The sequence below is a fragment of the Parenemella sanctibonifatiensis genome (assembly GCF_002250565.1).
GTDB lineage: Bacteria > Actinomycetota > Actinomycetes > Propionibacteriales > Propionibacteriaceae > Parenemella > Parenemella sanctibonifatiensis.
Genome location: NZ_NMVJ01000006.1, coordinates 523,862 through 550,709, shown reverse-complemented (window position 1 = coordinate 550,709; position 26,848 = coordinate 523,862). Strand labels below are relative to the sequence as shown.

The following is a 26,848-nucleotide window of genomic DNA, read 5'->3' as shown; positions in this document are numbered from 1 at the left end:
GCGATGAGTGAGAAGGTACGGCCGCTGGCGTCCGCCGCGCGATACGGCACGGTCGAGGAAGTACGCGAGCGGCTCGCCGTCGACGGCGTCAATGACCCCTCCGACACAGGGCTCCCGCCGATCGTTGCCGTGCTCAGCAACACCGACACCGAGTTGCGAGTCGCGATCATCGACGAGTTGCTGGCAGCCGGTGCGGACGCCTCAGCTACGACCACGCCCGAGGGCGGCAACGTTCTTCACGGGCTGCTCGGCAGTCGCCAGGCGGACGCCACGGAGAAGGCGGAGCTGTTGCCCCGGCTCATCGACGCGGGCGCGGACATCAACCTCCGCGACGGCCGCGGCTGGCGACCCCTCGCCGTCATGGTCAAGCTCCGGGTCCAGGACGCTGACCTGGGTCCGCTCTACGACGTGGTCTTCGGCCTGGACGGGCTCAACCTGACCGAGCCGGCGAATGAGTGGGACGAGTCGGTTTTGGACCATGCCCGCAAGCTTCGTCATCGCGCCGCGCTGGTCGAGCGGATCGAGGCGTACCTGACGGCGCGCGGCATCGACTTGCCGCCGAAACAGGGCAAGAAGTAGGGGAGGCGACTCGCACGAGTGAGCGAGTGCGTCACTCCGGCTGCTGCTGCCAGGTCCAATAGAGTTCAGTCCATGAGCGAGGCATGGTGATCGAGGCGCCAGATTGCAGCGTGGTCATGGCTGGGCTGAGAGGTGCCACCGCTCGACGGATTGAGCGATGTGCATGAGCTCAGCCTGCCCGCTGGCGAGGGCGAGTACAAGAGCGTACGCGTCGTCGTCCGGCGCCTCGAGTGCGAAGCCGTTGATCGAGTAGAACACAAAGGTCGCCAGCCAGCCCAAGCGCTTGTTGCCGTCCACAAGAGGGTGATTGCGAACCAAGGATTCCAACAATGCGGCGGCCTTGAGATGGATGGAGGGATACGCCTCGTCGCCCCACAGCTGAGTCGGGGGACGGTGGGCGGCAGCCTCCAGGAGTCCGAGATCGCGGATGGGCCCAACCTGGAGATCGCCGACCAAAGCCAGCAGGTCCTCCAGGCTCAGGAACTCTGTCATTCGCCGAGACGCCTCAGCAGATCGGCATAGCGAGCGCGGCCGGCCTGCGAGGCTGCCGAGACGGCACGTTCGTGCCCGTGACGGCGGGCAGCATCGTGGATCGCCCGGATGGTCGCTTCCTGACGCGAAATACCTTGTACTGCTGCGAGATCGGCGAGTGTGCGCTCGTCGTCGGGAGAGAGGCGAAGAGTCATGGCCATACACCGATGATACCAGCTTGGTATCACTCCGGGATTGTCAACCAGATCTTTGCCTCGGCCCACGCGTGCGGCTCGTCGGCCCGGACCTGGTTCAGGCCGTGGTTCGGCTTGAGCATGGGGCTCCGGGCCGCTGCGCTGGTCGTCAGTCCTGTGGGTCGAGGAACTCGGTGGCGCCGCGCAGCCGGGTCCGCAGGAACTGCTGAGTATGTGTTGAATCCAGCCGGACGTCGAGCGGACCTGGGATGTTGGCCTCGGCTCGCCGCCCAGCGGGTAGGGCAGCGGGGGAGAGGCCGTCGCGTCGGGCGATCAGCGTTCCGAGCTCGTGGCGGCTGATCGCCTGGGCTCCGGCAGCATGATGGATCCCGGATCGGTGACTGGTGCCCAGCTCGAGTAGCGCGGCAGCCAGGTCGTCGACGTGAACGGGGCACCGGACGTCGTCGGTGAACAGTGTTCCCGACTGCTGTCCAGTGGCGAGGTCGTGGACCATGCGCTCATGCGACGATCCTCCGTGCCCAATGATCAGGGACGTTCGGACGACCAGGGCGGACGGATGGATCTCGGCGACAGCGGTCTCGGCTGCTGCTTTGGCGGCACCGTAAGGGGTGATCGGATCGGGTTGCGCGGTCTCGTCGTAGCGGATCGCGCTCCCGGAGAAGACGGCGTCGCTGGAGACGTGAACGAGTCTGATTCGGTGATCAGCAAGGACTTCGGCGAGGTTCGCTGGTCCCACGGCAGTGCTGACCCAATCCCCCTGCTGGAAGGCTGCATTGATGACCAGTTCGGGCTGGAGTCGATCCACAACGTCCTTCGTCCGCCGTTGATTGCGAATGTCGAGATGGAGCGCCTCGGCCTCGGGGGCTCGCGGCGGTCGCGAAAGATAGGTGCACGCGACCTGGTGGCCGCCCATCGTGGCGCAATGGACGAGTTGGCTGCCCAGATATCCGCTCCCACCGACGATGAGAATCCTCATGCGACGGCAAGCTACCTGCTTCTGGCCCGTGCCCTTAACTCGGAGGTGCTCGACTCTGTGGTCAACGATCGGGAAGATGTGGCGGTTACCGGCGGGGCATGACCCGTGGGCATCGTTTCCCTGGCAGACTTCGAGCGATCGGCGACGAACACTGTGTCATGACTGGCCGGCCGACGTGCGCCGGCCGCGGACCGAGGGCAGTAGGAATGTGTTTCACGCGTGATACAGTGTGCCCATGGCGAACACGGTCAGCGTGCGGGATCTGCGCAACCGCGGTGCCGACGTCCTTCGGCGGGTCGAGCGCGGTGAGCGACTCGTGGTGACCCGCGACGGTGAGCCTGTCGCGGAGCTTGGCCCGGTGGCGCAGGGAAGGGTCGCCCCGGCTGAGTTGATACGGCGTCGCCGACACTTGCCTCGCGTGGACCCTGGGGCGTGGCGTGCCGATGTGGACGAGCTGCTGGATTCCTCACTGTGACAGACGAAGAGACGGGGCGCGGTCTCCTGGACACCTCGACGGTGATTCTGCTCGGGGAACTGGATGATCCAGCGGAACTCCCTGATGAAGCCGTGATCAGCGCCGTGACCCTGGCGGAGCTGTCGGTGGGCCCGGTGGTCGCCACATCGCCTGACGAGCAGGCGGCGCGGCAACTGCACCTGCAACAGGCCGAGGCGGACTTTGACGTCGTGGCATTCGATGCGGAGTGCGCTCGAGCCTTTGGTGCTGTCGCTGGAGCGCTGCGCACCTCTGGACGCAAGGTCCGTGCGCGTGCTTGTGACGCGTTGATTGCGGCGACGGCGGTCGCCAAGGGGTTACCGCTGTACACCTGCAACCCTGATGACTTCACCGGCATCCCGGCGCTGGATCTGCGAGCGGTGACCAATCCGCGGGGGAAGTAAGAGCCTCGCTGTGGCGAGGGCCTGAGGGGTCGAGCTGGCCAACGACACTCCTGGCGGTGCGTTGGCCACGAAATGTCATAATGTAGCTTATCGGACAAGCGTGGAAGTGGTGCAGGGTAGTAACTCACAGGGTCCGTCACCGCATCGTCGGTGGTCTTATCGCCCTGCTGGTCTTCGAGTGAATCCAGGCGCGCTGGGCGGTCGTCTCTGGCGTTCCCGCGGGAACGTCACAACTCGAGTGGTTGGGCTCTCAGCGCGTCAGGTCAGTACGCGCAGCGGTGACCTTGCTCACAACCCTGTCCAGAGGCATTTTCGGGCGATCAGGCCGATTAGGATGAATGCATGTCAGCTCCCCTTGGCGTGCGCCGCCTCCATGCCGTCCTTGCGCTCATCTGTGGCGTGCTGCTGGTTGCTGCCTGCAGCGGCAGCCCGAGTGGTTCGACTCCGGTCAGCGACAATCCCGAGGATGCTGACTCGATCCTTGCCGAGTACGGCCTCGCCGGACTCGAGCCCGCTGAACTGATTGATCGATTGGATGCGACACCGGTCGCCGATCGCCCCGACGGCTTGATGGCCTCGGTGCGCCCGGATCAGCTCGTGATCCGCGACGCGGAAGGCACTCAGGCGGCCCTGCCGCTGCCGGCTGACCAGTTCTACCTGTCGGTCGCGCCGTATCAGGGCTCGACCCATGACTGCTTCTTCCACAGCCTCACCACCTGCCGTGGCGAACTGAGGAACGCCGACATCCACGTCACCGTGACCAACACCGACACCGGTGAGGTCATCATCGATCAAGCGATGCGGACCTTCGACAACGGCTTCGCCGGGATGTGGCTGCCGGCCGGGATCCAGGCCGAGCTGACCATCTCGCACGAAGGACGAGTCCACACCAGTCAGATCTCCACCGGCGCCGACGACGCCACCTGCATCACGACGGCGAAGCTGGCCTGACGCGTCAGCTCAGCGGGCGAAGACCGTCGCGATCTCGCCGGCGCGCGTCATCCTGATGCGCTCCTGATCCACCTCGGAGTCCCACGTCCGCCAGATCGGGGACAGGCTCATCGTGCCGCTGCCCGAGGATGCCAACGCCGCACTCCCCTCCCGCGGTCAGGTCGCCGTCGAGGCCGACCTCAATGGAAACCCCTCCTCGACGGCCACCAAGAATGCCGACACTCGCGCGCGACGGGTAGAGGTCACCATTTCCAAGCTGCGTGACGGCAAGCGTCGGCCGTGTTGCTTCGACCTGGCGTCGTGCACCGACCCGGAGCTGTTCCGCAGCGGCAAACTCGTCCAGGCTCCGTAAGGACCCAACCGGCGCCATCGCCGTGGCGTTCCCGCGGGAACGCCACTCAGGCCGTCAGCGTGAGGTTGAGGACCCACTCCTCCAGCCAGGGTGCAGTCTGCACCTCGGCGAAGAAGGCCACCGCCATCCGTTCGTTGTCACCCAGGGCGCCGGCGGGCACGTCGATGACGTACACGTCGGCCTCCCACTCATGGGTGACGTTCGTGGCCTGATAGACATCCTGGACGCTGTGCCAGATCGCAAACCCCTGCGCCGTCCGCCCGGTCTCCGTGAAGTCCTCGAGTGGAATCGGTGGCTCGCCCTGGCCAGCCCTGCGGCCGGGGTCATGGATGTCGCACTCCCAACTCATGACGAAATACGTCAGCGGCTCGCGTACCCGCTGGCCGCACTCCTCCACCGCCGGCACCGCCAAGGTGTCGAACTCAGGCTCCGGCTCGTTGGGTTGCAACGCGGACGGCATCCGGCATCCGCCCAACACAAGCGCGGCGGCCAGCGCCATCGGCACGATCCATCGTGGTCTGCGCACGTCATTCCTCCCGTGCCGAAAATGATGCCATGCGAGGACACCGATCGGCCTACCCATGCGACATGATCCGGTGCCGTTGCCGGGCTGGCACAGGTGGCTGACACCCGGCCCGCCGACCGATGGTCTTGCAAGTGACCTGCCACGATGCCAAAGTTTGCGAAGAAAACCTGTGTTTCATCTCTGACATCGGAGTCAACATGACCCTCCCCCGTACGCACGGGCTGTCCACGTTGGGCCGCCGCACCCTGCTCGGTGGCAGCGTTGCCGGTCTGGCCCTACTGGCCGGCTGCAGCAACAACGACGGATCCACCGGTGGCAATGACGACCGCAGCGGTGAGGTCGAAACCGCTGGCGCGTTGCCCAATCACGTCCCCTACACCGAGCTTCAGCCGGACCTGCCGGCTGGTGACGCCGGCGTTCCTGCGGGCTACTTCAGCTATCCCCAGGAACCGGTCGAGTTCGGACAGCTGCCGCTGCCGCAGACCGACCCTGCGCAGATGTTGGCTCAGTCACTCCCCCAGCACGTCCCGCAGGCGACCAACTCCTGGTATCAGGCGCTGACCGCGGACATGGGTAACCAGTTCAACCTGATTGCCGGCGGTTACACCGAGTACGAACAGAAGTTTGCCGTCACCATCGCCTCGGGTGACCTGCCCGACATGATGATGATCGGCAGCCCGCCGCGTACCGACCAGGTGTTGGAGTCCTCCTGCAAGGACCTCACCCCCTTCCTTGCCGGTGATGCCGTCGAGCAGTATCCGGCACTGGCCGCGATCCCGCCAGAGACCTGGGAGGTGGCGATCCTCAACGGCAAGCTGTGGGGCATCTCCAAGGGCAACCCGCCCGCTGGGCACGTCTGGAACGTGCGTACCGACCATGCCGAGGAGGCAGGCCTCGGTGCCACCCCGGCCCCCGCCGACGGTGCCGAGCTGATGGACATGCTGCGCGCACTCAGCGCCCCGGACCAGAACCGCTTCGCCATCGGCGGTGATCCGGTGAGCTGGATGGTCCCGAACTTCTTGATGATGCACGGGGTGAAGCCGGGGTGGAGCCGAGCCGACGACGGCACCTTCCACCATCAGTACGAGGACGAAGCGCTCGAGCAGGTCGTGGCCGATGTGAAGACCCTCTTCGATGAGCGGGTCATCCATCCCAACTCGATCATCGACCCCTCCAACAACGGATCCTGGTGGGTGTCCGGGACGACATCCTGCCTGATCCAGGGCTTTTCGGGCTGGTCGACCTACGTTCAGCGCGGGGTGCCTGCCGGCTACATCGACCTCCCGCAGTGGGGCGGCGGCGGCGCCGCCGCTACCTGGGGTGGCAACGCGGGGTACGCCGCGTACATGGCGATCTCGGCCAAGGCCAGCGACGAGCGGGTCCACGAGATCTTGTCGCTGTGGAACTACATCGCCGCGCCCTTCGGCACCAAGGAGTACCTGACGGTCAACTATGGCGTCGAAGGCACCCACTGGGAGTGGGTCGATGGCCACCCGACCCGACTGTCGGATGCCTACGAGGCCGAACGGGTTGGCGGTTACAAGTACGCAGGATCCACTGACGCCGCCCAGCTCTACACCCCCGGTGATGAGGAACTCGTCCGCACCCAGCACGCCTACCTGAGCGAGAAGCTGCCCGTCGCTGTCTACAGCGATGCGAAGGGCCTCTACTCGACGGCGGAGCAGGAGGCCGGCGCGGCCGCCAACCGTGAGCTGTTGGGTGTCATGCGTGAGATCATCCAGAGCCAGCGCCCCGTCAGTGACCTCGCTGCGGCCGTGGAGAGTTGGAAGAAGGACGCCGGCGATGAGATCCGCGAGGAATACCAGGAGGCATGGGCCGCTGCCAACGGCTGAACGCCATGACGCCGTGGCGGGCCCGACTACGATCACCTGGTGACCGAGAACGACTCAGGTGAGGACGCGACGCGCGAAGCTGAGCTGATCGTGGCTGCCTTGTCCGACGACCAGGTGCGCCGGTATGTCGGCAGCCTCGATCGCCCGGCGGCCGAGGCCAAGGTGGCCCGGGAACGGGCCGAGGCCGGGTCGGTACGCCCCGCCGACGTGAGGCTGACACCACCATTGCTGGCCGAGTGTGACGAAGCCGAGCAGGTGGCGGCGCAGACGCTGGGACGCGGCTGGGCGATCTGGCGCGACGTCAGCGGCACCACCTTGGTCGTCGCCGGCGCCGTCTTCCTGGGCGGCGGCGTGCTGGCGCTGCTCGTCGGCCTCGTGAGCGGCTCGCTCAGCTACGGCTTCTCCATGGTGCGGGGTTGGGTCTGGCGCTTCGATGGGGTCGGTGCAGTGACGGGGATTCTGATCGCGCTCAGCGCGCTGGGCTTGGTCGGTGCGATGGTGATGGCCATGATCATCGGTTTCACCGATGCTGCCCGGGCCCGTCGGCTCCGGCCGGCGTTGCTGGACTGGGCGGTTGAGCGACCCGGCCAGCTCGGGCGTGGGCTGCCGGGGCTGCGTGGATCGGGCTCCGAAGGTGAGATGGGGCGACGGATTCTGTGGGCCGTCGGCATCCTTGGGGCGATCGTGGCTGCTTTCATGGTGCCAGTGAGTGCGATCGCGTTTCTCACCAGCCTGCTCCCACCCTGGGATGGGGAGTGGATGCTCACCGCCGCGGCGCTGCTGGCGGGAAGTCTGCTGCTGGCGTACGGGATCTATCGGTTGGCCCAACACTTGCTCGGCCGCGACACCGGCGAGGAGGAGGCTTTCGCCTGGCGCTGGTGGAAGGTGCCCGCAGGCACCACGCGGCAGCGCTCAGAAGAGTGAGTCCTGCCACTGCGGGCTCTCGGTGGCGTGGTCGCCGAAACTGAGCCGGTGGCCGATGAGTCGGCTCAGGTCGACCGCATAGGTCGAGTCGGGATCGTCGTCGAGTCCGACCAACGCGACCGGCCCCCAGCACTGCTGCACGGTGAATCCGTGGCTTCCAGCATCCAGGCTGCCCGGGTACGCCCGCAGGGTCAGTCCGGTCAGTGAGGACAGGTCGCGTGGGTTGGGCCATGGTTCGGCCAGCGGCGCGACATCCGGGGCCAGCGCGAGGATGTCGCGTACGTCTGCCACCAGCTGGTCGTGGTCGGTACGCAGCCGGTCCAGATCCACAGCCCCCGACAGTCCAGTCGCCTTCGCCGACGAGCGCACCACCTGACCCAGCCCCAGCTGTTGGCTGACCAGGTCCTCCAACTCGCGTACGACCAAGCCATCCTCGGCCAGCGCGACCCAGTGTGCGAAGAGTGGCCCCTGCTCGTCGAGGCGGACGCGCTTGCGCTCGTCATGGGCGGTGCCGACCTTGTGCGAGCCGCCGGCGAAGGTCGCCACATACAGCCAGTGCGGGTGCCGCAGCTTCTCGGCGAGCCCCGGATTCAATGACTGGACCCGATGGGCGACATGCATCCAGCGCCACGGATCGTGCGCGGCACATTCCCGACACATCCGCCCGGTCTCGATCCTTGCCGCCTTGGGACAGGGCACGGGCAGGCCGGACAGATCGCGATGGCCCAGACACCACCGAACCGGATCCACGCTGAACCCCAATCGCTCCCCCGGCTCGATGAGCATCGGTACGCCGGGCTCTCCCAGCACCAGCCGCGCCGTCAGGTCTCGGCTACCGGCGTGACGGACCAGAACCGATTCGGTCGGCAGGGCGGACATGGGCTCCTTCGGGACGGTTTGCCGGCGGCGCGCACGACGGCCACACCCTAGCCCGACCTGCGAATCGCCGTGCCGCAAACGGTTTCTTCCACCCGGAAGTTCCGCTAGTCTCTCCCCCACCCGCGGTGGCGCGTTCGTGGCCGCCAGCGTCCACTTCGGACTCGATCCTGCTGATCGGCTGCGGCACGCCCGGCAACTGGTCGGGCTGATCGGCTCAGCGCAGGCACCGGTGGTGATTGGCGGCGACTTCAACGAGACCATCGACGGAACGGCGCGCGCAGTGGTGGCACGGGTCGCGGGTGATCCGGGTGACCCTGCCGACCCGACCTTCCCCGCGAGCGGGCCGGTACGCCGGATCGACGGCATCCACGTCAGTGACGGGATGTCAGTGCGGTCCGCTGAGGTGGTCACCCGTACGCCTTCGGTGCCGCCGGAGCAGATGGCGCGGGCTTCGGACCACCTGCCGGTGGTGGTGGACACCGACCTGCGCTGAGGCTGCACAACAACAGTCTGGCGTGGAACAGCGGGCCAGATCGGCGTTCGCACCTGCCCAACTACAGCATCGTGACGCGGGTCGGCAACCCGGACCGGCGTTCCCGCGGGGGGTCCCTGCCCAGGTGTCGTCAGTCCTGTTGGGCCAGCGGCGTACGGGCCCGGACCTGACGGAAGTATTCCTCGACCGGATCCAGGTCGAAGCGCGCCAGCACCTCGTCCAGGTCGACCTGGTCGCTGCGGGAGCGCAGCTCCACCACGCCGATCTCGCCCGGATCGTAGATCTCCAGGCCAGACCCGTAGGTCCGGCGCATTTCGTCGAACTTGGTGCCGTTGTGGTCGATGTGGATCTGGCGTACGTCGAGGTTGATGTCGGCGACGCACTCATGGCGGTAGTTGACCGAGCTGGCCACGACCTTGCCGAAGCTGTTGCGGATCTGGGACTTGTTGGGCGGGGCGATGCAGCCGATGAAGGCCGCCTTGGTCTGGTACGCCCAGTGCTCCTGGACGTGACCGCCGTGGTACGCCGAGGAGAAGGCAATGATGTCGGGCCGCTTGGGCGCCAGGTCCTCCAGCAGCTCGAAGAAGTTGAGGTCGAAGCAGATCAGCGGGGCCACGGTGCCGATGTCGATGCTGATGACCTCGGAGTGCGCCCCTGCCACGATGCCGTCCTCGGCCTCGGTGTGGGTGATGAAGCACTTGTCATAGGTGCCGGCCAGGCTGCCGTCCCGGTTGAGGACGTGGGAGCGATTGCGCATCTGGCCCTGATCATCAATCGCATGGTTGGCGTGCACCAGATTGGTGTTGAACTGGCGGGCCTTCCCAGCGAAGTAGTCCCGAAGCTTGGGCCCGCACTGCTCCACCCACGAGCGCCACCGCTCCACCCCGATGCCGCGCTTGGGCGGCGAGGCGCAGTTCTCCGGCAGCACGATGAGGTCGCACTGCTCGTGGCCGACCGTCTCGAACCGGGCGTCCCAGTAGTCGATGAAGTGGCGGTACATCTCCTCATCGCTGTGACCATCAACCGTCTTGCTGGCTCGATGGGTGAAGGACAGGGAGGCGACACGGACCATGCGCATGAGATTCATCCTTGATTCGGTTGCAGAAAACGATGCTACCGGGTTTCAGGATGTTTCACACGCATGGCCGATCCGTACGCGGACGCTCAGGCTTGATCCGGCATCTCGATCTCGCCGAGCTCGTCCCAGCCCTCGCCTTCCTTCTCCACCGAGACCACCTTGGGGCGGCTGGCGGCGTACTGGCCATGGGTCTTCATCGCCTTCTTGAAGTGCTCCGACTCGACATGCGCCTTCCCGGCCGCCGCGTCGCGGTAGGCCTCGATGAGGATGAACTCGTTCTCCCGCTCGACCGACTTGGACCACTCGAACCACAGGCAGCCGGGTTCGGCACGGCAGGCCTCGGTGAACTCTCGTGTCAGTTCCAGAAAGGTGTCGGTGTACTCGGGCTTGACGTCCCACTTCACGGTGATCGCAATCATGGGGCCGATCCTAACGCTGGGTCTGGGGCGAGAGCTGACCCAGTGCCGGACTCAGGTCCGCCCAGATGTCATCGAGATCCTCGATGCCGACACTGAGCCGGATCAGTCCGGTGCGGGTGCCCTCGTGCCACCGATTGCGACGCTCGGCGGTGGACTCCACCCCGCCCAGGCTGGTGGCACCGACGATCAGCCGGCACCGTGCCAACACCCGATCCGCTTCGTCCTCACTGGCGACACAGAAGGACAGCATCGCGCCGAAGCCGCGCATCTGGCGGCTGGCGGTCAGGTGGCCGGGATCGCTGGGCAGGCCCGGATAGAACACCTCGGTCACGTGCGGGTGCTCCAGCAGCCGCTGTGCCAACACCTGGGCGTTGGTCTCGGCTCGGTCCAACCGCAGGCCGAGGGTGCGCAGCCCGCGCAGCGCCAGGAACGTCTCCAGTGCTCCCGGGGCAGCGCCCCGCAGCGTCCGCTGCTCCGAGATTGGAGCCAGCCTCTCCTCGTCGCGGGCCACCACCACGCCCATCAAAAGGTCGGAGTGGCCACCGATGTACTTCGTGGCTGAATGGACCACGTAGGTCGCCCCCAGGGCCAACGGATTCAGCCGCATCGGCGTCGCGAAGGTGGAGTCGACCACCACCGGTACGCCGTGTTCCTCCGCGAGCCGACACAACCGCTCGACATCCAGCACCTGGATCAACGGATTGCTGGGAGTCTCGATCCACAGCAACGCGGCATCGGTGAGCGCCTGCTCCACCGCGATCAGATCCAGGGCATCCACCCGCACGTCGACCGCGGAGCCGAGGCGTTCCAGGTCGGCGAGCAGGCCGCGTACGCCGTGGTAGATGTTGTCGCTGGTCACCACCCGGGCGCCGGCCGGCAGCGTGCCGAGGATTGCCGCGGCAGCAGCCATGCCACTGGAGAAAGCCACGGCCAAGCCGCCCTCCAAGGCGCCGATCGCCTCCTCGAAGGCGTCATGGCTGGGAGTGCCGAAGCGGGCGTACAGCGTGTCCCCGCCGTCGCGGAAGTTGGAGGCCAGCACCGGTGGCTGGTTGAGCGGGGCTCCCGGATCTTGCGGCCGGCCAGCGGTGACGCTGAGGGTCTGCGGGCTCCAGTGCGGAGCGGGTTCGTCGGCTGGGGACTGGGCTTGGGCTGACACGCCCCAACTTTAGAGGGCATGCGAGTTGGCGGCGGGGGCCATCCGCGCTAAAGTAAGTGACACGACAACTACCTAGGAGTCTCAGGTGACCCAACTCGTCCCCGACCTGGACCCTGCGGACAACGGCGACCACACCGACGACACCCCCGGTGCGGCGCCGCCCAGCATCGGAGGCATCGGGAGCTGAAGCCAGTCCACGGGCGGCTCGCCCGTCCGGCGTCCGGGCGGCGCTCCCGCGACACGCAGGTCCGTGCAGGAGCGGCTTGGGCGCGCGACAATGACGGCATGCGCGATGACACCGGTCAGACCAGCTGGGACGCTCCGATCGGCTGGGACGGTCACATCATCTGGGACATGGGTGGCACGCTCATCGACACCTACCCCGAGTTGGACGCGGCCCTGTGCCGGGCGGCCTTGGGCGAGGTGACCGAGGCCGGTTTGGACGAGGTCGCCGAGCTGACCCGGGTCTCCACCGGCCACGCCATCGAGGTGCTGGCGCAGCGGCACGGCGTACCCGAGGACGACCTGAACCGGGCGAATGAGCAACTGAAGCGCCATTGGCGCACCCACCCGGCTCCGGTCATGGACGGTGCCGTGGAAGTGATGGAGCAGGTACGCCGGTCCGGTCACCTCAACCTGGTCGTGACACACCGGGAGCGGGCCAGCGCCGAAGGGCTGCTGAGCGCCAACGGACTGCACGTCGACGACATGATCTGTGCCCCCGACGGACATCCCCGCAAGCCCGCACCGGACATGTATGTGGCGATTCTGGAGCGCAACCGGATTCAGTCCCATGAGGCGCTGGCAGTGGGCGACCGGATGATCGATGTGGAGGCCGCCGGGGCAGCAGGAGTGGCTGGAGTACTGCTGGACACCTCGCCGACGCAATCGGTCAGAGCCACCGGGACGCGAACGGTGTCCTCGCTGCGAGCGCTGTTGGCCGGTGCGTATTAAATCACCGTCGAGGGTCACGTCCAACTGTTTCGGGCCAGATGTCCACCTTCGGACACGATTGGCGACCCGGGAGTGGCGCGAATGAGAATTTCTTAGACTCCCAGACATCCGGCAAGAAGGTCGGAACCTCCCTACCCCCAGAGGTTTGACATGAATGCACCACTCTCGTCCTCCACGCGTGCGTCGTCGCGGCGTGGCTCGCTCCTGCGCCGCGTCGGCGCGGTGGCCGCGGCCTCGGCGTTGGCGCTGGGCATGTCCGCCACAGCCGTCAGCACTGCCGCCGCTGCCTCGGCCGAGGTCGTCGGCGCCGGCGTGAACGTTCGCGCCGGAGCTGGCACCGGTCACGCCATCGTCGGCAGCCTCGCTCCCGGCGCCATCACCATCGAGTGCCAGACCCGCGGTGAGAACGTCGCCGGCGTCTACAACTCCGACTGGTGGGCCAAGGTCTCGGTCAACGGCACCACCGGGTATGCCTCCCGTGCCTACATCCGGGTGCCAGTCGGCGAGGACGTCCCCACCTGCTCCAACGACGGTGGCGGCGGCTCGGTCGTCAACGGTCCGATTTCGCGCGCCGAGATCATCGATCGTGCGATGTTCTGGGCCAACCAGCGGCTGCCCTACAACTGGGACGCCAGCGCGCCCGATGCCCAGGGCCGTCACTACCGCCTCGACTGCTCCGGCATGGTCGCGAACGCATTTCACCTGGACTGGTCGCCCAACACCGAGACGCTGATCAACTACGTCCACCCGATCAGCAAGAGTGAACTGCGCCCCGGCGACATCATCGGCAACCTTGGGCCCGGTACCGGTGGCGCAGCGGGCCATGTCGTGGTCTTCAACGGCTGGACCGACGCGAGCCAGACCAGCTTCTACTCCATCGAGCAGCGGGGTGACGGCGGCGCCGGCACCTGGGTACGCGATTGGGGCACGTCCTACTGGAACCAGAAGGCCTTCCGCTACAACAACGTCAGCGACTGACGCGGCGGTTCACGGCAACCACACGAACCAGGAGATCAGAGATGACCATCACTGCCCCCCGCCACCTGTGGCGGACCCTCGCCGGACTGTGTGCCGCGCTGCTGCTGGCGACTGGCGTCGCCGTCAGCGGCGCGACCACCGCTTCGGCTGCGAACAACAACGAGATCGCGTGGAACTTCTTCCGCAGCAAGGGCCTCAGCGAGGCCCAGACCGCCGGCCTGATCGGCAACTTCATCCACGAGTCGGGCAGCGACCCGATCAACCCGGCCGCAGTCCAGTACGGCGGCGGCCCCGGTCGCGGCCTGGCGCAGTGGGAAGGCAGCCGGCGTACCGACCTGGAAAACTTCGCTGCGCAGCGCGGCGTTGCCTGGAGCAATCTGCAACTCCAGCTCGACTTCGTCTGGCTTGAACTGCAGGGAACTGAGCGGAACGCGTACAACCAGCTGCTGACCACCAGCACCCCGGCGGACGCCGCGGTCTCGGTCCGGATCTACTACGAGCGCCCCTCGGTGCACGCGGATGACCTGCGGATCGCGGCCGCCCAGCGCGTCCACAACACCTACACCGGGTCCGGCGGGGATCCCGGCGATCCCGACCCGAGCGGCGCTACCGCTCAGGTCATGGGTGATGGCGTCAACGTCCGCACCAGCCCCTCGCTGAGCGGCAGCATCATCGGTTCGCTGCCGGCTGGTCCGGTCACCATCCAGTGCCAGACTCGCGGCGACTCCATCCAGGGCCAGTACACCTCGGACTGGTGGGCCAAGGTGTCGGTCAACGGCACCACCGGCTACGCCACCCGCGCCTGGATCCGCGTCGACTACGGCGTCAACGTCCCCACCTGCTGACCTTTCTCCCACCCCCTCCAGCGAGGCCCGGCCACGATTGGCCGGGCCTCGCTGTCGCTTCGCCGGGCAGATCTGCCGCCTCTCATCTCCGCCCGGTCGCATCGCCGTCCGGTCATGCAGCGGCCACCTGGTTGTCATCCTGATTCCGGCCCGGAGTGGCGCGGCGGATCAGTACGGTGACATCCGGCAGGATGAGTCGACTGCCACGGGACCCATGACCGGATGGTGAGGATGTCGCTGGACCTGAGTTCACCCCTGTTGCTGGAGACGGTGATTTTCCAACGCCGCTCCCCCACTCTGTTGAGCCGTGCCCTCGGCGTGTCCGAGGCCGAGGTCGCCGACCAGGTCGACCAGCTGGTGGCTCAGGGGATCCTGAGGGTCGTCGCCGACGACGGCCGCTTCTTGGTCGAGCCTGAGCTGCCGGCAGTCCGCGACGCGGTGGCAGCCGAGCATCGGGGACTGATCGACGCCTGGCTGCAGGCCAAGGCACCTGACCCCGAACGCTGGCGTCCGGTCGGCCCTGCCGACCTGGCGCCGTTGACCAAGGGACTGTGCCGAGGCGTACGCCGGGTGACGCTGGTGCTGGGCGGACCAGAACCCCTGGCCATGGCGGTGCTGCGAGCCCTGGAACCGGAACAGCACCGGTTTCGCGATGCTGCTGAACTCCGGCTGCTCGCCCCCCGCACCGAACTGCTTGCGCAGGCGGAGCGGCTGGCGAGCCTGGCAGACAGTCGGCCCGCAGTGCGAGCCGCGGGCCAACTCGCCATCGGAGTTGCGATCTTCCAGGATATCGGTGCGCTGGTCTGGGGCGACGGCGTGGTCCACGCTCGCGTGGGCGGTCAGGAGGCGTTGGTGCCCGGAGAGCTGACCGATCTCGAGGCGCTCGCCGAGGTGCTGTATGAGGCTGGCGCCGATCCAGCCACCGTCACCCCGGAAACAGTCGCCGCGCTCTTGGCCGAGGGCCTCACCGATGCCGCTGCCGCCCGACGCCTGGGCATCACGGACCGGCAGTTCCGGCGTCACGTGGCCGGATTGATGGATGACCTGGCCGCGACCAGCCGGTTCCAGGCCGGCGTACGCGGTCAGGGTCTGTTGGGGCATCCGGGGTCGTAGGCTGTCGCCATGAGCGACGAGGGTGGCGAGGCTGCTTGCTGGCTGGACCGGGTCTGTCCCGAGTGCGGTGCGCTCAACGACGGCGCCGAGGCGTCGCGCCAGGACTGCTGGCGGTGTGGCTGGCGGCCCGGGAACACGAGCCCAGACCCCGCGCCTAAGGACGAGAGCTCGCCACCGGCAACAGAACCGGGGCCGGCGGAGGACCCGCCGACCCCGCCACTGGCCGAGTGAACTGCCCCACTCGGCCAGCCACCTGACTCAGTCGGTGCCGAACTCCATCGCGGCCCGATCCAGCGCGGCCTGGTCGTCGTCGGGTCCGGCGCCACCGGCGATCGCCTCGTGGCCACCCGGCTCCAGCGAGGAGACCAACTCGGCGGTCGGTCCGCCGACGATGCCCTGGCTGGCGTACAGCTCCAGTCGGGCGCGGGAATCGGCGATGTCCAGGTTGCGCATGGTCAGCTGGCCGATTCGTTCGGTCGGGCCGAAAGCGGCGTCGCCGACCCGCTCCATCGACAGCCGGTCCGGGTGGTAGCTCAGATGCGGACCGGTGGTGTCCATGATCGTGTAGTCCTCGCCGCGACGCAGCTTGATGGTGACCTCGCCGGTGACCGCCGAGCCGACCCAGCGGACCAGGGACTCGCGCAGCATCAGCGACTGCGGATCAAGCCAGCGACCCTCGTACATCAGGCGACCCAGGCGACGACCCTCGCTGTGGTAGTTGGCGATGGTGTCTTCGTTGTGAATCGCGTTGAGCAGCCGCTCGTAGCCGATGTGCAGCAGCGCCATGCCGGGCGCCTCGTAGATGCCGCGCGACTTCGCCTCGATGATGCGATTCTCGATCTGGTCGCTCATGCCCAGGCCGTGCCGGCCGCCAATCGCGTTGGCCTCCAGCACCAGATCGACCGGGGACTCGAAGCTGGCGCCGTTGATCTTCACCGGGCGCCCCTCCTCGAAGGTGAGGGTGACGACCTCGGTCGCGACCTCGACATCATCGCGCCAGGCGGCGACACCCATGATCGGCTCGACGATCTCGATGCCCTGGTCGAGGTGTTCGAGCTGCTTCGCTTCGTGGGTGGCGCCCCAGATGTTGGCGTCGGTGCTGTACGCCTTCTCCTTGCTGTCGCGGTAGGGCAGGTCGCGCTGGGTGAGCCACTCCGACATCTCCGAGCGGCCGCCGAGCTCCTCGACGAAGTCGGCGTCCAGCCAGGGCTTGTAGATCCGCAGCGCCGGGTTGGCGAGCAGGCCATAGCGATAGAACCGCTCGATGTCGTTGCCCTTGTAGGTGGAGCCGTCGCCCCAGATGTTGACGCCGTCCTCCTTCATCGCCGACACCAGCATGGTGCCGGTCACGGCGCGACCGAGCGGGGTGGTGTTGAAGTAGGTGCGGCCGCCGCTGCGGATGTGGAAGGCGCCGCACTGGAGCGCGACCAGGCCTTCCTCGACGAGCGCTGAGCGGCAGTCGACCAGTCGGGAGATCTCGGCGCCGTACTGACCGGCGCGGCCCGGAATCGAGGCAATGTCGGACTCGTCGTACTGGCCGAGATCGGCGGTGTAGGTGCAGGGAATCGCCCCCTTCTCGCGCATCCAGGCGACGGCCACGGAGGTGTCGAGGCCACCGGAGAAAGCGATGCCGACCCGCTGGCCGACCGGAAGTGAGCTGAGTACCTTTGACACGCCCACCAGCCTAACGCATAAGTATGCTGAAGGGCGAATAACTATCGGATCCGGGTGCCAGGCGTTCCGCCACCTCCAGGCGTGAACAAGCACAGGATGCTGTAGTTGTGCAGATCATCTGGGCCATTCCGCCTGCACAGCTACGTGATGCTGTAGTTGTGCAGGTCCGCGTTCACCGGTTGTACGCCGGTGGTCCCGACACCGTCGGGTCGCCGACGATCCGGAACCGCCAGGGATGACGCACCGGGTCGGAGGCTGCTTCGTTCAAGCCGATCCTGACACCGGCCCCGATGGCCGGCTCCCTTGCCCGGTCGGCCACCCACACCGGCGCGTCCGGCGCGCAGACGTCGAGGCCGTCGTCGTGCCAGGTGATGCCCAGCGCGACGGTGAGGCGGCCCGGTCCCTGGGCGAGGTCGGTGTCCTTGCGGGTCACCCCGGAAGTGGTTCGCCGATGCCGCGCGGTCTCCCGACCTGCCACCACCTCACCGGCACGAATCAGGCACCCGGTGCCCTCACCGGGATCCGCCGCGACCAGGTTCATGCAGCTGTGCAACCCCATGTGGCGATAGACGTACAGGTGTCCGGCAGGTCCGAACATGGTGGCATTGCGGGCGCTCTTGCCTCGGTAGGCATGCGATCCGGGGTCCTGGCTGCCGGCGTACGCCTCCACTTCGGTGATCCGCAGCACGACCGGATCGGTGACGATGAGACATCCCAACAGCCGGGGTGCGAGCTCGACCGAAGGGCGATCGAAGAACTCCCTCGGCAGCGGGGTCAGGCCTGACGTCAGCGGAGTGGGCATCTGGCCAGTGTTCCTCATCGATCATCGGGGGATCACGTGATGGCCGCCCGGCTCGGTTAGGGTGCAGCCGTGAGCGCACCGCCGCGCGGCCCCGAGACCTCGGTGCTGCGCTACTCCCTGGGCATGTTCGGCCTGTCGCTGCCGATGAACCTCGTCCGCGGCTCGATGCTGTTCTTCTACGTCCAGCTGCTCGGACTGGACGCCCGCGCGTACGCCGCCGTCATGATCGTGTTCGCCGTCATCGACGCCGTCGACAACCCCGTGCTGGGCTGGCTCTCGGACCGCACCCGGACCCGGTTCGGACCTTCTGGCTGATCGGCATTGCCTCGGCCTGCTATCTCGCCTCGCTGGCGATGGTGCTGGCCGGGGTGCAGCTCTACGTCTTGCACGCCCTGGGGCGGCCGGTCGGCGACGCCCTCTATCTCCAGGGCGCGGTGATCCTGGCGGCCGCGCTCGGGCTGGTGAGCTGGAATCGGGTGGTGCGCAGGATCGGGGCGCCGCTGGTCTGGCGGATCTCGTTCGGGATCCTGGCGGTCGGCTTCCTGCCCCTGATCTTCGTCACACCGCTGTGGGCCGCGGTGATGGCCGGGCTGGTGATCGCGGCGGGCGGCCCGTCCGCCGGCGCCCGACGCCACCCGCGGCTCGGCCAGGGACCTACCCCCCCGCCGGGACTGCGGTGGTGGGCCGGTGATTTTCACGCCCACACGCTGCACTCGGACGGTGACCAGAGCGTCGACCAGCTGGCCGCCGCGGCCGCCGGCCGGGGGCTGGACTTCCTGGCGGTCACCGATCACAACACCACCTCCCACTGGTCCGAAATGGGCGCCGCCGGGCAGCGCTACGGCATCTCGCTGCTGCCCGGCCAGGAGGTCACCACGCACCGCGGCCACGCCAACGCCTTTGGTGAGATCGGCTTCGTCGACTTCCGGGAACCCGTCGCCACCTGGATCGAGCAGGTCGAGAAGGCCGGCGGCGTACTGAGCGCCAACCATCCGCTGTCCCAGGACTGTGCCTGGCTGCCCGAGGAACTGCCCGGTGCTGGAGCTGTGGCACATCGAATGGTTCCTCGGTCTGCACCACACCGCGCCGTGGACGTTGCTGTGGCGCTGGCCGGCCGGCACTGCGCTGATCGGCGGCTCGGACTTCCACACCCCGAGCCAGGGCTATCCGCCGGGCACCCCGACCACGTGGGTGCTGGCCTCGGAATGCACCACCGAGGCGTTGCTGGAAGGCGTACGCCTGGGTCGGACCGCGATCAGCCGCTCCTCCACCCCGGACTGCCCGGTGTTGCTGCGGCTGGCCGATCAGCTGTGGGCCGTCGACGCCGACGGCTGCGTCCTCGTGGACCAGGAGGGCCGCCGCCGGGTGATCCACGGCGACCGCGTACGCCTGCCTGCCCCGGCCGGCCGCTGCCGCTTGGAAGCGGCCGACCGGGGACTCCTGGCGATCGCCTGAGTATGGGCCAGAGCCGTAGGCAACCGGCCGAGTAGGCTGATGGACATGACTGACACTGCTGAGCAGACCGCTGTTGATTTCTGGTTCGACCCCGCATGCCCGTGGGCCTGGATGACGTCGCGTTGGATCTTGGAGGCCCAGAAGGTACGCCCGATCTCGGTCACGTTTCACGTCATGAGCTTGGCCGTGCTCAACGAGGACAAGGATGTTCCGCAGGGCTATCGCGACTTCCTCCAGACCGCTTGGGGCCCGGTGCGGGTGTGCCTGGCCGTCGAGGAGCAGCACGGTTCGGAGAAGCTCGCCGAGTTCTACACCGCGCTGGGCACCCGCATCCATCCCGGCGCCGAGGAGCGCAGCCGGGCCACCGTGGAGGCCGCACTGACTGATGTCGGTCTGCCGGTGGAGTTGGCACAGGCTGCCGACACCGACGCCAACGACGACGCGCTGCGCCGCTCCCACCACGAAGGTATGGACCCGGTTGGCGATGAGGTCGGCACGCCGGTCATCCATGTCAACGGCAAGGCCCTCTTCGGCCCGGTCATCTCGCCGGCGCCCACGGGTGAGGCCGCTGGTCGGCTCTTCGACGGCTTCGCGCTGATGACCGAGTACGACGGCTTCTTCGAGCTGAAGCGCTCGCGTACCGTCGGCCCGATCTTCGACTGAGGATTCCGGTGACTGACGCAGCCGCCGATCTGACCATCCGTCCCGCGGCCGAGGCCGACCTGCCGGTGATCTCCCAGCTGGTGAACCTGTCGTATCGGGGGGACTCCAGCCGGGTCGGTTGGACCACCGAGGCGGACCTGCTGGCCGGTCAACGCACCGACGTCGACAGCCTCGCCGCCGAGCCCGGAACCTTGTGGGTGGCGGTGCTGACCGAGGATCCCAGTGACCTGGTCGGCTGTTTTCGTACCCATGTGTGGGGCGAAGGTGGCGAAGCGGACGAGACCGCCACCACTGGTGCCGGCTACATCGGGATGGTGACGGTGCGCCCCTTCCACCAGGGAGCGGGCTACGGGGCGTACCTGTTGGGCGAGGCCGAACGGATCCTGGCCGAGGCGGGACACGACCAGGCTGTCATGACGGTGATCGATGCTCGCGCTGATCTGATCGATTGGTACATTCGCCACGGCTATCGGCTGACCGACGAGCGGCTTCCCTTCCCCATGGATGATCCCCGTTTCGGTATCCCGCTGGTCGACCACCTCGCCTTTGCGGTCCTGGTGAAGGACCTCTGACCGCCGACCCGGAAGGACCCGTCCGATCAGCCACACCTTCGCGATCACGCCCAAGAAGCGGCTGCTGCGGCAGCACATTCCGCTGACCGTCGAGCAGGCGCTGGCCGTCGGCGAGCCGGGGCTGCGGCCCTACAACGTCGACCCGGACGAGATGATGCCGCGGCGGATGCGCTCTTCGGCATTCAGGGCATGCGGCCGTGCCAGGGCGAGACGAACGGCGCGATCATGCCCGGAATCGTACGCCCGGTGACCTTCTCCGCCTCGACCTTCGACGAGATCCTGGCCGCTCCGTCCCCGGTCGAGGCCTTCGGCCAGTGGTTCACGGCGGTGCAGAACGAGCAGGCCTTCGACGCCAGCCAGAAGGTCGTACGGACCCCTGAGGGAGAGATCCAGGGTCTGTACGTGCTCGGGCAAGGGGTCACTACAGTGCTGCCGTGGGAGCCCGTGCTCGACATCGGCTACCGCCGCCAGCTCCGCCCTGACGACATCAACCGGTGGCTGCTGGTGATCATGGAGGACGGCGTCGACGGCATCCGGACCGTCGGCGAGGCCGACTACAGCGCGGCGATGCGGGCACTGCCGACCGACCGCTACCGCTTCCTCGACGGCGCCTCAATCGTGGTCGAACGCCTCAGCAACGACGAGATCCACGCGCTCGCGAAGAACTCCGGCGGTCAGGTCTGACCGAGTCCGAAAGTTGACTCACGGCACCCGGCGGGTCCACTCCTCGGTGCCGAACTTGGTCTCCACCAGTTCCCGGGCCCGTGCCAGCTCGGCCTCCCGATAACCGCCCACATGGGAGCGGTAGTGGCTCAGGAACGACTCCTGGAAGGCAGTCAGGATGTCGTCGCGTGCCATGCCGGTCTGGGAACGCATCGGATCCACCCGCTTGTTGGCGCTTCGGGTGCCCTTGTCGACCAACTTCTCCCGGCCGATCCGTAGCACCTCGGCCATCTTGTCGGCGTCGATGTCATAGGCCATCGTCACGTGGTGCAGCACGGCGCCGCTGGCCAGGCGCTTCTGGGCTGCTCCACCGATCTTGCCCTGCTCGGAGGCGATGTCGTTGAGTGGCACGTAGTGCGCCTTCACCCCGACACTGGCCAGTGCCTGCATCACCCAGTCGTCGAGGAAGGCGTAGGACTGCTCGAAGCTGAGGCCCTCCACCAGCGACCCGGGCACCACCATTGAATAGGTGATGCAGTTGCCGGCTTCCATGAACATCGCTCCGCCACCGGAGATCCGGCGTACCACGTCGAAGCCGATCCGTTTGGCGGCGTCGTCGTCGATCTCGTTCCGGTAGGACTGAAAAGACCCGATCACCACCAAGGGGGAATCCCAGTCCCAGAAGCGCAGCAGCGGGCCGCGCCGTCCCGCACCAACCTCAGCCAGCAGGACCTCGTCGAGCGCGACGTGCATGATCGGAGGCATCACCTCGGGGCCGATCACCTCGAAATCGTGGTCGTCCCAGCTGGTTGCATTGCCGAGAGCGCGGCGTACGGCGGTGCCGACTGCCTGGGGCGTGAAACCAATCAGCTGCACCTGCGGTGCCAGCGCCTGCTCGATGGCGGCGGCGTACTGCTCGGCGGTGGCGGTCGCGGACATCCCGGTGAGGGCAGCGTTGATGTCCAGCAGTGCGTCGTCTGGTTCGATGAAGAAGTCGCCGGAGAGCTGGACGTCGGTCAGCCGGCCGTCCTCGACCTCACACTGCACCGCCACGAGCTTGCCGCCGCGGACCTTGAACTCACCACGCATGTCTCCCCTGCCCGCCGGGTCGGTTCCCCGGCTGTTGGTACGCCTCGACGGTAGCGCGCGAGAACCGTGACGAACTCGAGCGAACCTTGAAGAATCCATTCTTGGTTCTAAGGAATCTCTCAGGTAGTGTTCCTGCGTTCCTGTTCCCGACGTCCCGACGCTGTCGGATGTCCCGATTCCCAGATGTGAGGTGCGCCCATGCGGGTGGTGTCCCGAGTTCTCGCCGCGGCCGGCCTGGTCTTGGTGATGGCGCTGCCGACGACACCCGTCGCGCACGCAGCCCCCGAGCCGCTGCCGCCGCTCGGCGGGGCGAGCGATCCGACGCCTGAGCCGGCACTCGAGCCCGCCCCGCAGCCCGGACCTCCCGCGCAACCGGTATCGGTCGAGCCCGCGCCCGTCGTGACGATCCCGCGTCCGTGCGAGGCCGATCACCCCTACCCCACCGGCGCCGACAGCGACACCGTCGTGGAGCAGCTGGAGCAGATCTGGGGCATCGAGCTGGTCGGCAACCAGTGGGGTCGCGCCGAAGACGTCACCCACACCTACTGGGAGATCATGGATGCGGTCGACTGCACCCCATTCCTGACGGCGATCAAGGAGAAGAACCCAGAGCTGCGAGTCAACGCCACCACCAAGCCCGGCTGGGCGTGGGGCGACTGGAGCCTGACCTCGGCCAACGCGGTCACCCTGGACTTCGCCAAGATGCAGCAGTCCATCGATGAGGGCGACCAGGCCCGGGTGGTCCGGGTGATCGTCCACGAACTGGCCCACGCCTTCAACGTCGATCGGTACGCCGAGCCGGCCTACCAACAGGCCTACGAGAAGATCTATCGCAGCCAAGGTGGCTTCACGGGCTACGGGTCCTCCCTGTCGGAGAGCTTCGCCGACGCGGTTGGCTACTACGTTGCCCGCTGCGCGGTCGAACCTGACACCGATCATCGGCCCTACGCCGATGGTCAGGACGATGCCAGCTACGAACTCATCCGCGACGAGGTCTTCGGCGGCCACGAATTCGCCGCGGCCCCCGGCGACAGGCTTGGCTGCGACACGGCGGCGACCACCAACTGAGGGGTCACCAGGTCAGGGCCAGATAGGTCGTCTCCAGGAAGGCCTCGATCCCGTCGCGGGCGCCTTCACGACCCAGACCGGACTGCTTCACCCCACCAAACGGCGCGGCCGGATCGGAGATCAGGCCGGTGTTGACGCCAACCATGCCGGACTCCAGACGCTCGGCCACCTGCAGCACTGATCCGTCTCGGCCATAGATGTATGCGCTCAGGCCGTGTTCGCTGTCATTGGCCAGCGCGACCGCCTCGTCGGCGTCATCGAAGGTCTGGATCGCAACCACCGGCCCGAAGATCTCGCGCTTGGCCAGGGTCATCTCCGCCGAGATGCCCGACAGCACCGTCGCCGGATAGAAGTGGCCGGGACCGGAGGGAATCTCGCCGCCACAGTGGAGTTGTCCGCCGGCCCGGACCGCCTCGTGGACCCAGCCGTGGATCCGGTCCCGAGCCTCGTCATCGATCAGCGGACCCAGTGTCGAGCCCTCCTCGAGGCCGTGGCCCGGCTTGAGGTTGCCCATCGCCTCGGTCATCCCGGCGGTGAACTCCTCGGCGACCGATTCATGCACCAGGAACCGGTTGGCGCTGATGCAGGCCTCGCCGATGTTGCGCATCTTGGCCGTCATGGCGCCCTCGATCGACGCGGGCAGATCCGCGTCGGCCAAGACGATGAAGGGAGCGTTCCCGCCGAGCTCCATCGAGACGTTGAGGACCTGGTCAGCGGCCTGGTGCAGCAAGGTACGCCCGACCTCGGTGGAGCCGGTGAAAGTCACCTTCCGCAGTCGTGGATCGGCCATCAGGGCGGCGCTCTGGGCGGCTGCGTCGCTGGTGGTCACACAGTTGACGACCCCGGCCGGCACGCCGGCCTCCGCCAGGATGTCCATCAACAGCAGTGAGGTCAGCGGCGTCTCGGCCGCTGGCTTGAGGATGATCGGGCAACCGGCTGCCAATGCCGGGGCGATCTTGCGGGTCGCCATCGCCAGCGGGAAATTCCAAGGAGTGATGGCGTACGCCGGACCGACCGGTTTCTTGACCGTCACCAGGGTGCGCTTGCCGTCCGGAGAGCGGCCGTACTGGCCGGTGCTGCGGACGGCCTCCTCGGCGTACCAACGGAAGAACTCGGCGCCATAACTGACTTCGCCGCGGGACTCGGTCAGCGGTTTGCCCATCTCCAGAGTCATGCAGCGCGCCAACCGATCCTCGTCGGCGACGATCAGTTCGTACGCCCGGCGCAGCACTTCGGCTCGTTCCCTCGGTGGGGCCGCGGCCCAGCCGGGAGCGGCCTCGGTCGCGGCCGCGAGGGCCGCCAACGCCTGCTCCGGGGAGGCGTCGGCAACCTCGGCGAGGGTCTCGCCGGTGGCCGGGTCCTGGACCGCGAAGGTTTCCTCGGTCGCGGTCCAGGACCCGTTGATCCACAGGTCGGGGTGCAATGTGCTCAGTGCGGCGTCCATGCCACGGACGCTACTCCCCCACCTTGCGTCAGCCAGCGAGGGTACGCAGCACCAGCGCCAGCGAGGTCGCCCCCGGATCCTCGGTGCCGCGGCTCTTCTCGCCCAACGGCCGCGCCCGGCCCAGCTTCGCGACCATGTCGGCGGTGCTGCGCGCGCCGCCCTCGGCGGCTTCCGCGGCAGCTGCCCAGACGGCGGCGATGTCGCCACCGGTCGCGCCCTGGGCGGCGGTGACTGCCGGGTCGTAGGCGTCGACCAGGGTCTTGTCGCCGACCTGCGCCTGGCCGAGCCGCTGCACGGCCTCCAGACCAGCAGCCAGCCCGGCGGCCACGGCGGCCGCATCGGGCGCGTCCTGGTCGCCGATGGTGGAGCCGAAGGCGGTCAGGATCGCACCCCACAGCGCACCCGAGGTGCCACCTGCGTGCTCGCTCCACTTGTCACCGGCACCACGCAGGGTGGTGCCGGCGCCGGCACCCTCACCGGCCAACCGGGCCGCTTCACGATGCGCATGGAGCGCACCGCGGACCATGCCCTCGCCGTGGTCACCGTCACCGGCCACCGCATCGGCGTCGCCGAGCGTCTTCTCGGCCGACTTGAGCGCGTTGAGGATTGCCTCGAGTTGGCTGACGACCTGGCCGGCGGCCTGCTGGGAGGCCTCGCTGCCCTGTTCGGCGACCGCAACGGCGGTGGCCTCGGTGGGAAGTTCGGTGTCGTCCACCTCGACGTCGCCGACCGCGCCGCGGCGGTAGGCAGGAGTGTCACAGGCGGCGAACCAGTACTTCTCAATCTCCTGGTCGGCCCACACCAAGGTCAGCGACAGACCAGCCATGTCGAGGCTGGTGACGAACTCGCCGGCCTCGCCGTCGACGATCTCGATGCCGGCCTGGTCCAACAGCTGCTTGACGCTGCGATAGACGACGAAGAGCTCCTCGTACTTGGTGTCGCCCAGGCCGTTGACGATGACGATGGCGCGATCCTCGACGTCGGCCGGCTTGTCCTTCAACAGTCCGTCGACCAACAGCTGCGCCAACTCGTGGGCGGTGCCCAGGTCGGCCTCGTCGATGCCCGGCTCGCCGTGGATGCCCAGCCCGATGCCGACCTTGCCGTCGGGCACGGTGAACAGCGGCTCGTCATGGCCGGGCAACGTGCAGCCGTCAAACGCGACACCAAAGCTGCGGGTGCGGTGGTTGACCTTGTCGAACAGCGCCTCGACGGTGTCCATGTCGGCGCCGGCCTCCGCCGCCGCTCCCACCACCTTGAAGGTCGGCAGGTCGCCGGCGATGCCGCGGCGCTGGCTGTGCTCCTGGCTGGAGGCGATGTCATCGGTCACCACCAGGGTGCGGGCGTCGATGCCCTCGGATCGCAACCGCTCGACGGCCTGACCGAAGTGGAGGATGTCACCTGCGTAGTTGCCGAACCCGATGAAGACGCCCGCGCCGCGCTCGGCTGCCTTGCAGACGCTGTACGCCTGGGCTGCCGACGGCGAGGAGAAGATGTTGCCAGCCACCGCGCCATCGGCGAAGCCGGGACCCACCCAGCCGGCAAACGCCGGATAGTGACCCGACCCGCCGCCGACGATGATGGCGACCTTGCCCTGGGGAGTCTTGGTGGAACGTACGGCGCCGCCGTGGACAGCGCGGACGTGGCGAGGATTCGCGTCGATGAAGCCGGCCAGCGCTTCGCTGGCAAAGTCCGCCGGGTCGTTGGTCAATCGCGTCATGGTGTACCTCCGGGTGAGTCTGCCGAGCCCCCTCAGCCAGGG

Annotated in this window: 30 protein-coding genes and 2 pseudogenes; 19 read left to right on the top strand and 13 right to left on the bottom strand. The window is 67.6% G+C overall.

Annotated features, from left to right (window positions below):
* Positions 1 to 3: 3 nt before the first annotated feature.
* Positions 4 to 579, top strand: a complete 576-nt coding sequence (locus CGZ91_RS07120) for an ankyrin repeat domain-containing protein (protein ID WP_094453752.1) — start codon at positions 4 to 6, stop codon at positions 577 to 579.
* A gap of 114 nt (positions 580 to 693) precedes the next feature.
* On the opposite strand, the gene CGZ91_RS07115 is transcribed toward CGZ91_RS07120, so the two are convergent.
* From CGZ91_RS07115 to CGZ91_RS07105, 3 genes are all read right to left on the bottom strand, one after another.
* Positions 694 to 1,071 carry a type II toxin-antitoxin system death-on-curing family toxin gene (locus CGZ91_RS07115; protein ID WP_094453750.1) on the bottom strand — a complete coding sequence of 126 codons (378 nt, stop codon included), beginning with the start codon at positions 1,069 to 1,071 and terminating at the stop codon, positions 694 to 696.
* Positions 1,068 to 1,271: a CopG family transcriptional regulator gene (locus CGZ91_RS07110; RefSeq protein ID WP_094453748.1), complete on the bottom strand. Its 204-nt coding sequence runs from the start codon at positions 1,269 to 1,271 to the stop codon at positions 1,068 to 1,070. Before CGZ91_RS07110 ends, CGZ91_RS07115 begins: the two co-directional genes overlap by 4 nt.
* Before the next feature lie 142 nt (positions 1,272 to 1,413).
* Positions 1,414 to 2,241 (bottom strand): SDR family oxidoreductase, encoded by an 828-nt coding sequence (locus CGZ91_RS07105; RefSeq protein ID WP_094453746.1) that lies wholly within the window; start codon positions 2,239 to 2,241, stop codon positions 1,414 to 1,416.
* A 235-nt stretch (positions 2,242 to 2,476) separates the two neighbouring features.
* Between CGZ91_RS07105 and CGZ91_RS07100 the strand changes: the two genes are divergently transcribed.
* The 4 genes from CGZ91_RS07100 to CGZ91_RS07085 all read left to right on the top strand — a co-directional run bounded on the left by CGZ91_RS07100 (position 2,477) and on the right by CGZ91_RS07085 (position 4,441).
* Positions 2,477 to 2,716, top strand: a complete 240-nt coding sequence (locus tag CGZ91_RS07100; RefSeq protein WP_179229260.1) for a type II toxin-antitoxin system Phd/YefM family antitoxin — start codon at positions 2,477 to 2,479, stop codon at positions 2,714 to 2,716.
* Between the two features lie 41 nt (positions 2,717 to 2,757).
* The gene (locus tag CGZ91_RS07095; protein ID WP_229116479.1) at positions 2,758 to 3,138 is read left to right on the top strand and encodes a type II toxin-antitoxin system VapC family toxin; all 381 of its coding nucleotides are present in this window, start codon (positions 2,758 to 2,760) and stop codon (positions 3,136 to 3,138) included.
* Between the two features lie 342 nt (positions 3,139 to 3,480).
* Positions 3,481 to 4,089 carry a CueP family metal-binding protein gene (locus CGZ91_RS07090; protein ID WP_094453742.1) on the top strand — a complete coding sequence of 203 codons (609 nt, stop codon included), beginning with the start codon at positions 3,481 to 3,483 and terminating at the stop codon, positions 4,087 to 4,089.
* Positions 4,090 to 4,201: 112 nt separating this feature from the next.
* Entirely contained in the window at positions 4,202 to 4,441 is a 240-nt protein-coding gene (locus CGZ91_RS07085) for a hypothetical protein (RefSeq protein ID WP_229116478.1), read from the top strand.
* Between the two features lie 46 nt (positions 4,442 to 4,487).
* Here the strand turns inward: CGZ91_RS07085 and CGZ91_RS07080 are convergent, their stop codons facing one another.
* Positions 4,488 to 4,967 carry a hypothetical protein gene (locus CGZ91_RS07080; protein ID WP_144276826.1) on the bottom strand — a complete coding sequence of 160 codons (480 nt, stop codon included), beginning with the start codon at positions 4,965 to 4,967 and terminating at the stop codon, positions 4,488 to 4,490.
* Between the two features lie 197 nt (positions 4,968 to 5,164).
* Between CGZ91_RS07080 and CGZ91_RS07075 the strand changes: the two genes are divergently transcribed.
* On the top strand, positions 5,165 to 6,820 hold the full coding sequence (locus CGZ91_RS07075; RefSeq protein ID WP_179229259.1) for an extracellular solute-binding protein: 1,656 nt from the start codon (positions 5,165 to 5,167) through the stop codon (positions 6,818 to 6,820).
* A gap of 39 nt (positions 6,821 to 6,859) precedes the next feature.
* Entirely contained in the window at positions 6,860 to 7,744 is an 885-nt protein-coding gene (locus CGZ91_RS07070) for a hypothetical protein (protein ID WP_094453734.1), read from the top strand.
* On the opposite strand, the gene CGZ91_RS07065 is transcribed toward CGZ91_RS07070, so the two are convergent.
* The gene (locus CGZ91_RS07065; RefSeq protein WP_094453732.1) at positions 7,733 to 8,623 is read right to left on the bottom strand and encodes a hypothetical protein; all 891 of its coding nucleotides are present in this window, start codon (positions 8,621 to 8,623) and stop codon (positions 7,733 to 7,735) included. The genes CGZ91_RS07070 and CGZ91_RS07065 overlap by 12 nt on opposite strands.
* A 136-nt stretch (positions 8,624 to 8,759) precedes the next feature.
* Between CGZ91_RS07065 and CGZ91_RS07060 the strand changes: the two genes are divergently transcribed.
* Positions 8,760 to 9,116 carry an endonuclease/exonuclease/phosphatase family protein gene (locus CGZ91_RS07060; protein WP_094453730.1) on the top strand — a complete coding sequence of 119 codons (357 nt, stop codon included), beginning with the start codon at positions 8,760 to 8,762 and terminating at the stop codon, positions 9,114 to 9,116.
* A gap of 130 nt (positions 9,117 to 9,246) precedes the next feature.
* Here CGZ91_RS07060 and CGZ91_RS07055 read toward each other — a convergent pair whose 3' ends face one another.
* The 3 genes from CGZ91_RS07055 to CGZ91_RS07045 form a co-directional block, all read right to left on the bottom strand.
* Positions 9,247 to 10,194, bottom strand: coding sequence for a nitrilase-related carbon-nitrogen hydrolase (locus tag CGZ91_RS07055; RefSeq protein ID WP_094453728.1), 948 nt, complete (start codon positions 10,192 to 10,194; stop codon positions 9,247 to 9,249).
* Between the two features lie 86 nt (positions 10,195 to 10,280).
* Positions 10,281 to 10,613 (bottom strand): putative quinol monooxygenase, encoded by a 333-nt coding sequence (locus tag CGZ91_RS07050; RefSeq protein WP_094450929.1) that lies wholly within the window; start codon positions 10,611 to 10,613, stop codon positions 10,281 to 10,283.
* Between the two features lie 10 nt (positions 10,614 to 10,623).
* The gene (locus tag CGZ91_RS07045; protein ID WP_094453726.1) at positions 10,624 to 11,769 is read right to left on the bottom strand and encodes a trans-sulfuration enzyme family protein; all 1,146 of its coding nucleotides are present in this window, start codon (positions 11,767 to 11,769) and stop codon (positions 10,624 to 10,626) included.
* Between the two features lie 285 nt (positions 11,770 to 12,054).
* Here CGZ91_RS07045 and CGZ91_RS07040 point away from each other — a divergent pair, with 285 nt between their 5' ends.
* The 4 genes from CGZ91_RS07040 (at position 12,055) to CGZ91_RS07025 (ending at position 15,659) form a co-directional block, all read left to right on the top strand.
* Positions 12,055 to 12,723: an HAD family hydrolase gene (locus tag CGZ91_RS07040; RefSeq protein WP_094453724.1), complete on the top strand. Its 669-nt coding sequence runs from the start codon at positions 12,055 to 12,057 to the stop codon at positions 12,721 to 12,723.
* A gap of 150 nt (positions 12,724 to 12,873) precedes the next feature.
* Positions 12,874 to 13,701, top strand: a complete 828-nt coding sequence (locus tag CGZ91_RS07035; protein WP_094453722.1) for an SH3 domain-containing protein — start codon at positions 12,874 to 12,876, stop codon at positions 13,699 to 13,701.
* A gap of 41 nt (positions 13,702 to 13,742) precedes the next feature.
* Complete coding sequence (locus tag CGZ91_RS07030; protein ID WP_094453720.1) at positions 13,743 to 14,546, top strand: phage tail tip lysozyme; 804 nt, start codon at positions 13,743 to 13,745, stop codon at positions 14,544 to 14,546.
* A gap of 231 nt (positions 14,547 to 14,777) precedes the next feature.
* Positions 14,778 to 15,659: a helix-turn-helix transcriptional regulator gene (locus tag CGZ91_RS07025; protein WP_094453718.1), complete on the top strand. Its 882-nt coding sequence runs from the start codon at positions 14,778 to 14,780 to the stop codon at positions 15,657 to 15,659.
* Between the two features lie 258 nt (positions 15,660 to 15,917).
* Here the strand turns inward: CGZ91_RS07025 and argG are convergent, their stop codons facing one another.
* Both argG and CGZ91_RS07015 read right to left on the bottom strand, forming a co-directional pair.
* Positions 15,918 to 17,333, bottom strand: coding sequence for an argininosuccinate synthase (gene argG, locus CGZ91_RS07020; RefSeq protein ID WP_094450937.1), 1,416 nt, complete (start codon positions 17,331 to 17,333; stop codon positions 15,918 to 15,920).
* A gap of 172 nt (positions 17,334 to 17,505) precedes the next feature.
* Complete coding sequence (locus tag CGZ91_RS07015; protein WP_094453716.1) at positions 17,506 to 18,135, bottom strand: DNA-3-methyladenine glycosylase; 630 nt, start codon at positions 18,133 to 18,135, stop codon at positions 17,506 to 17,508.
* A gap of 69 nt (positions 18,136 to 18,204) precedes the next feature.
* On the opposite strand from CGZ91_RS07015, the gene CGZ91_RS07010 reads away from it, so the two are divergent.
* The 6 genes and pseudogenes from CGZ91_RS07010 to CGZ91_RS06990 all read left to right on the top strand — a co-directional run.
* Positions 18,205 to 18,450, top strand: coding sequence for an MFS transporter (locus CGZ91_RS07010; protein ID WP_179229258.1), 246 nt, complete (start codon positions 18,205 to 18,207; stop codon positions 18,448 to 18,450).
* Between the two features lie 38 nt (positions 18,451 to 18,488).
* A pseudogene (locus CGZ91_RS14965) lies at positions 18,489 to 19,139 on the top strand (CehA/McbA family metallohydrolase); the annotation flags it as partial.
* 31 nt (positions 19,140 to 19,170) lie between these two features.
* The gene (locus CGZ91_RS14575; RefSeq protein WP_094453714.1) at positions 19,171 to 19,590 is read left to right on the top strand and encodes a CehA/McbA family metallohydrolase domain-containing protein; all 420 of its coding nucleotides are present in this window, start codon (positions 19,171 to 19,173) and stop codon (positions 19,588 to 19,590) included.
* A gap of 45 nt (positions 19,591 to 19,635) precedes the next feature.
* Complete coding sequence (locus CGZ91_RS07000; protein WP_094453712.1) at positions 19,636 to 20,253, top strand: DsbA family protein; 618 nt, start codon at positions 19,636 to 19,638, stop codon at positions 20,251 to 20,253.
* Between the two features lie 8 nt (positions 20,254 to 20,261).
* Complete coding sequence (locus tag CGZ91_RS06995; RefSeq protein ID WP_229116068.1) at positions 20,262 to 20,825, top strand: GNAT family N-acetyltransferase; 564 nt, start codon at positions 20,262 to 20,264, stop codon at positions 20,823 to 20,825.
* Positions 20,826 to 20,999: 174 nt separating this feature from the next.
* Positions 21,000 to 21,509: pseudogene (locus CGZ91_RS06990) on the top strand (DUF4299 family protein); the annotation flags it as partial.
* 18 nt (positions 21,510 to 21,527) lie between these two features.
* On the opposite strand, the gene CGZ91_RS06985 reads toward CGZ91_RS06990, so the two are convergent.
* The gene (locus CGZ91_RS06985; protein WP_094453708.1) at positions 21,528 to 22,577 is read right to left on the bottom strand and encodes a lipoyl protein ligase domain-containing protein; all 1,050 of its coding nucleotides are present in this window, start codon (positions 22,575 to 22,577) and stop codon (positions 21,528 to 21,530) included.
* Between the two features lie 198 nt (positions 22,578 to 22,775).
* On the opposite strand from CGZ91_RS06985, the gene CGZ91_RS06980 reads away from it, so the two are divergent.
* Complete coding sequence (locus tag CGZ91_RS06980) at positions 22,776 to 23,645, top strand: hypothetical protein (RefSeq protein ID WP_094453706.1); 870 nt, start codon at positions 22,776 to 22,778, stop codon at positions 23,643 to 23,645.
* Between the two features lie 4 nt (positions 23,646 to 23,649).
* Here the strand turns inward: CGZ91_RS06980 and CGZ91_RS06975 are convergent, their stop codons facing one another.
* Positions 23,650 to 25,089, bottom strand: coding sequence for an NAD-dependent succinate-semialdehyde dehydrogenase (locus CGZ91_RS06975; RefSeq protein WP_094453704.1), 1,440 nt, complete (start codon positions 25,087 to 25,089; stop codon positions 23,650 to 23,652).
* Between the two features lie 28 nt (positions 25,090 to 25,117).
* A complete protein-coding gene (locus CGZ91_RS06970; RefSeq protein WP_094453702.1) occupies positions 25,118 to 26,806 on the bottom strand; it encodes a dihydroxyacetone kinase family protein in 1,689 nt (562 codons plus the stop codon).
* Positions 26,807 to 26,848 lie beyond the last annotated feature (42 nt).

Bases quoted from the DNA above. Each gene is read 5' to 3' on its own strand.
- CGZ91_RS06980 (WP_094453706.1), top strand. From the start codon at position 22,776: ATGCGGGTGGTGTCCCGAGTTCTCGCCGCGGCCGGCCTGGTCTTGGTG.
- CGZ91_RS07000 (WP_094453712.1), top strand. From the start codon at position 19,636: ATGACTGACACTGCTGAGCAGACCGCTGTTGATTTCTGGTTCGACCCC.
- CGZ91_RS07110 (WP_094453748.1), bottom strand. From the start codon at position 1,271: ATGGCCATGACTCTTCGCCTCTCTCCCGACGACGAGCGCACACTCGCC.
- CGZ91_RS07040 (WP_094453724.1), top strand. From the start codon at position 12,055: ATGCGCGATGACACCGGTCAGACCAGCTGGGACGCTCCGATCGGCTGG.
- CGZ91_RS07050 (WP_094450929.1), bottom strand. From the start codon at position 10,613: ATGATTGCGATCACCGTGAAGTGGGACGTCAAGCCCGAGTACACCGAC.
- CGZ91_RS07075 (WP_179229259.1), top strand. From the start codon at position 5,165: ATGACCCTCCCCCGTACGCACGGGCTGTCCACGTTGGGCCGCCGCACC.
- CGZ91_RS07105 (WP_094453746.1), bottom strand. From the start codon at position 2,241: ATGAGGATTCTCATCGTCGGTGGGAGCGGATATCTGGGCAGCCAACTC.
- CGZ91_RS07100 (WP_179229260.1), top strand. From the start codon at position 2,477: ATGGCGAACACGGTCAGCGTGCGGGATCTGCGCAACCGCGGTGCCGAC.
- CGZ91_RS06975 (WP_094453704.1), bottom strand. From the start codon at position 25,089: ATGGACGCCGCACTGAGCACATTGCACCCCGACCTGTGGATCAACGGG.
- CGZ91_RS07120 (WP_094453752.1), top strand. From the start codon at position 4: ATGAGTGAGAAGGTACGGCCGCTGGCGTCCGCCGCGCGATACGGCACG.
- CGZ91_RS07030 (WP_094453720.1), top strand. From the start codon at position 13,743: ATGACCATCACTGCCCCCCGCCACCTGTGGCGGACCCTCGCCGGACTG.
- CGZ91_RS07035 (WP_094453722.1), top strand. From the start codon at position 12,874: ATGAATGCACCACTCTCGTCCTCCACGCGTGCGTCGTCGCGGCGTGGC.
- CGZ91_RS07025 (WP_094453718.1), top strand. From the start codon at position 14,778: ATGTCGCTGGACCTGAGTTCACCCCTGTTGCTGGAGACGGTGATTTTC.
- CGZ91_RS07090 (WP_094453742.1), top strand. From the start codon at position 3,481: ATGTCAGCTCCCCTTGGCGTGCGCCGCCTCCATGCCGTCCTTGCGCTC.
- CGZ91_RS07115 (WP_094453750.1), bottom strand. From the start codon at position 1,071: ATGACAGAGTTCCTGAGCCTGGAGGACCTGCTGGCTTTGGTCGGCGAT.
- CGZ91_RS06985 (WP_094453708.1), bottom strand. From the start codon at position 22,577: ATGCGTGGTGAGTTCAAGGTCCGCGGCGGCAAGCTCGTGGCGGTGCAG.
- CGZ91_RS07015 (WP_094453716.1), bottom strand. From the start codon at position 18,135: ATGCCCACTCCGCTGACGTCAGGCCTGACCCCGCTGCCGAGGGAGTTC.
- CGZ91_RS06970 (WP_094453702.1), bottom strand. From the start codon at position 26,806: ATGACGCGATTGACCAACGACCCGGCGGACTTTGCCAGCGAAGCGCTG.
- CGZ91_RS07065 (WP_094453732.1), bottom strand. From the start codon at position 8,623: ATGTCCGCCCTGCCGACCGAATCGGTTCTGGTCCGTCACGCCGGTAGC.
- CGZ91_RS07055 (WP_094453728.1), bottom strand. From the start codon at position 10,194: ATGCGCATGGTCCGTGTCGCCTCCCTGTCCTTCACCCATCGAGCCAGC.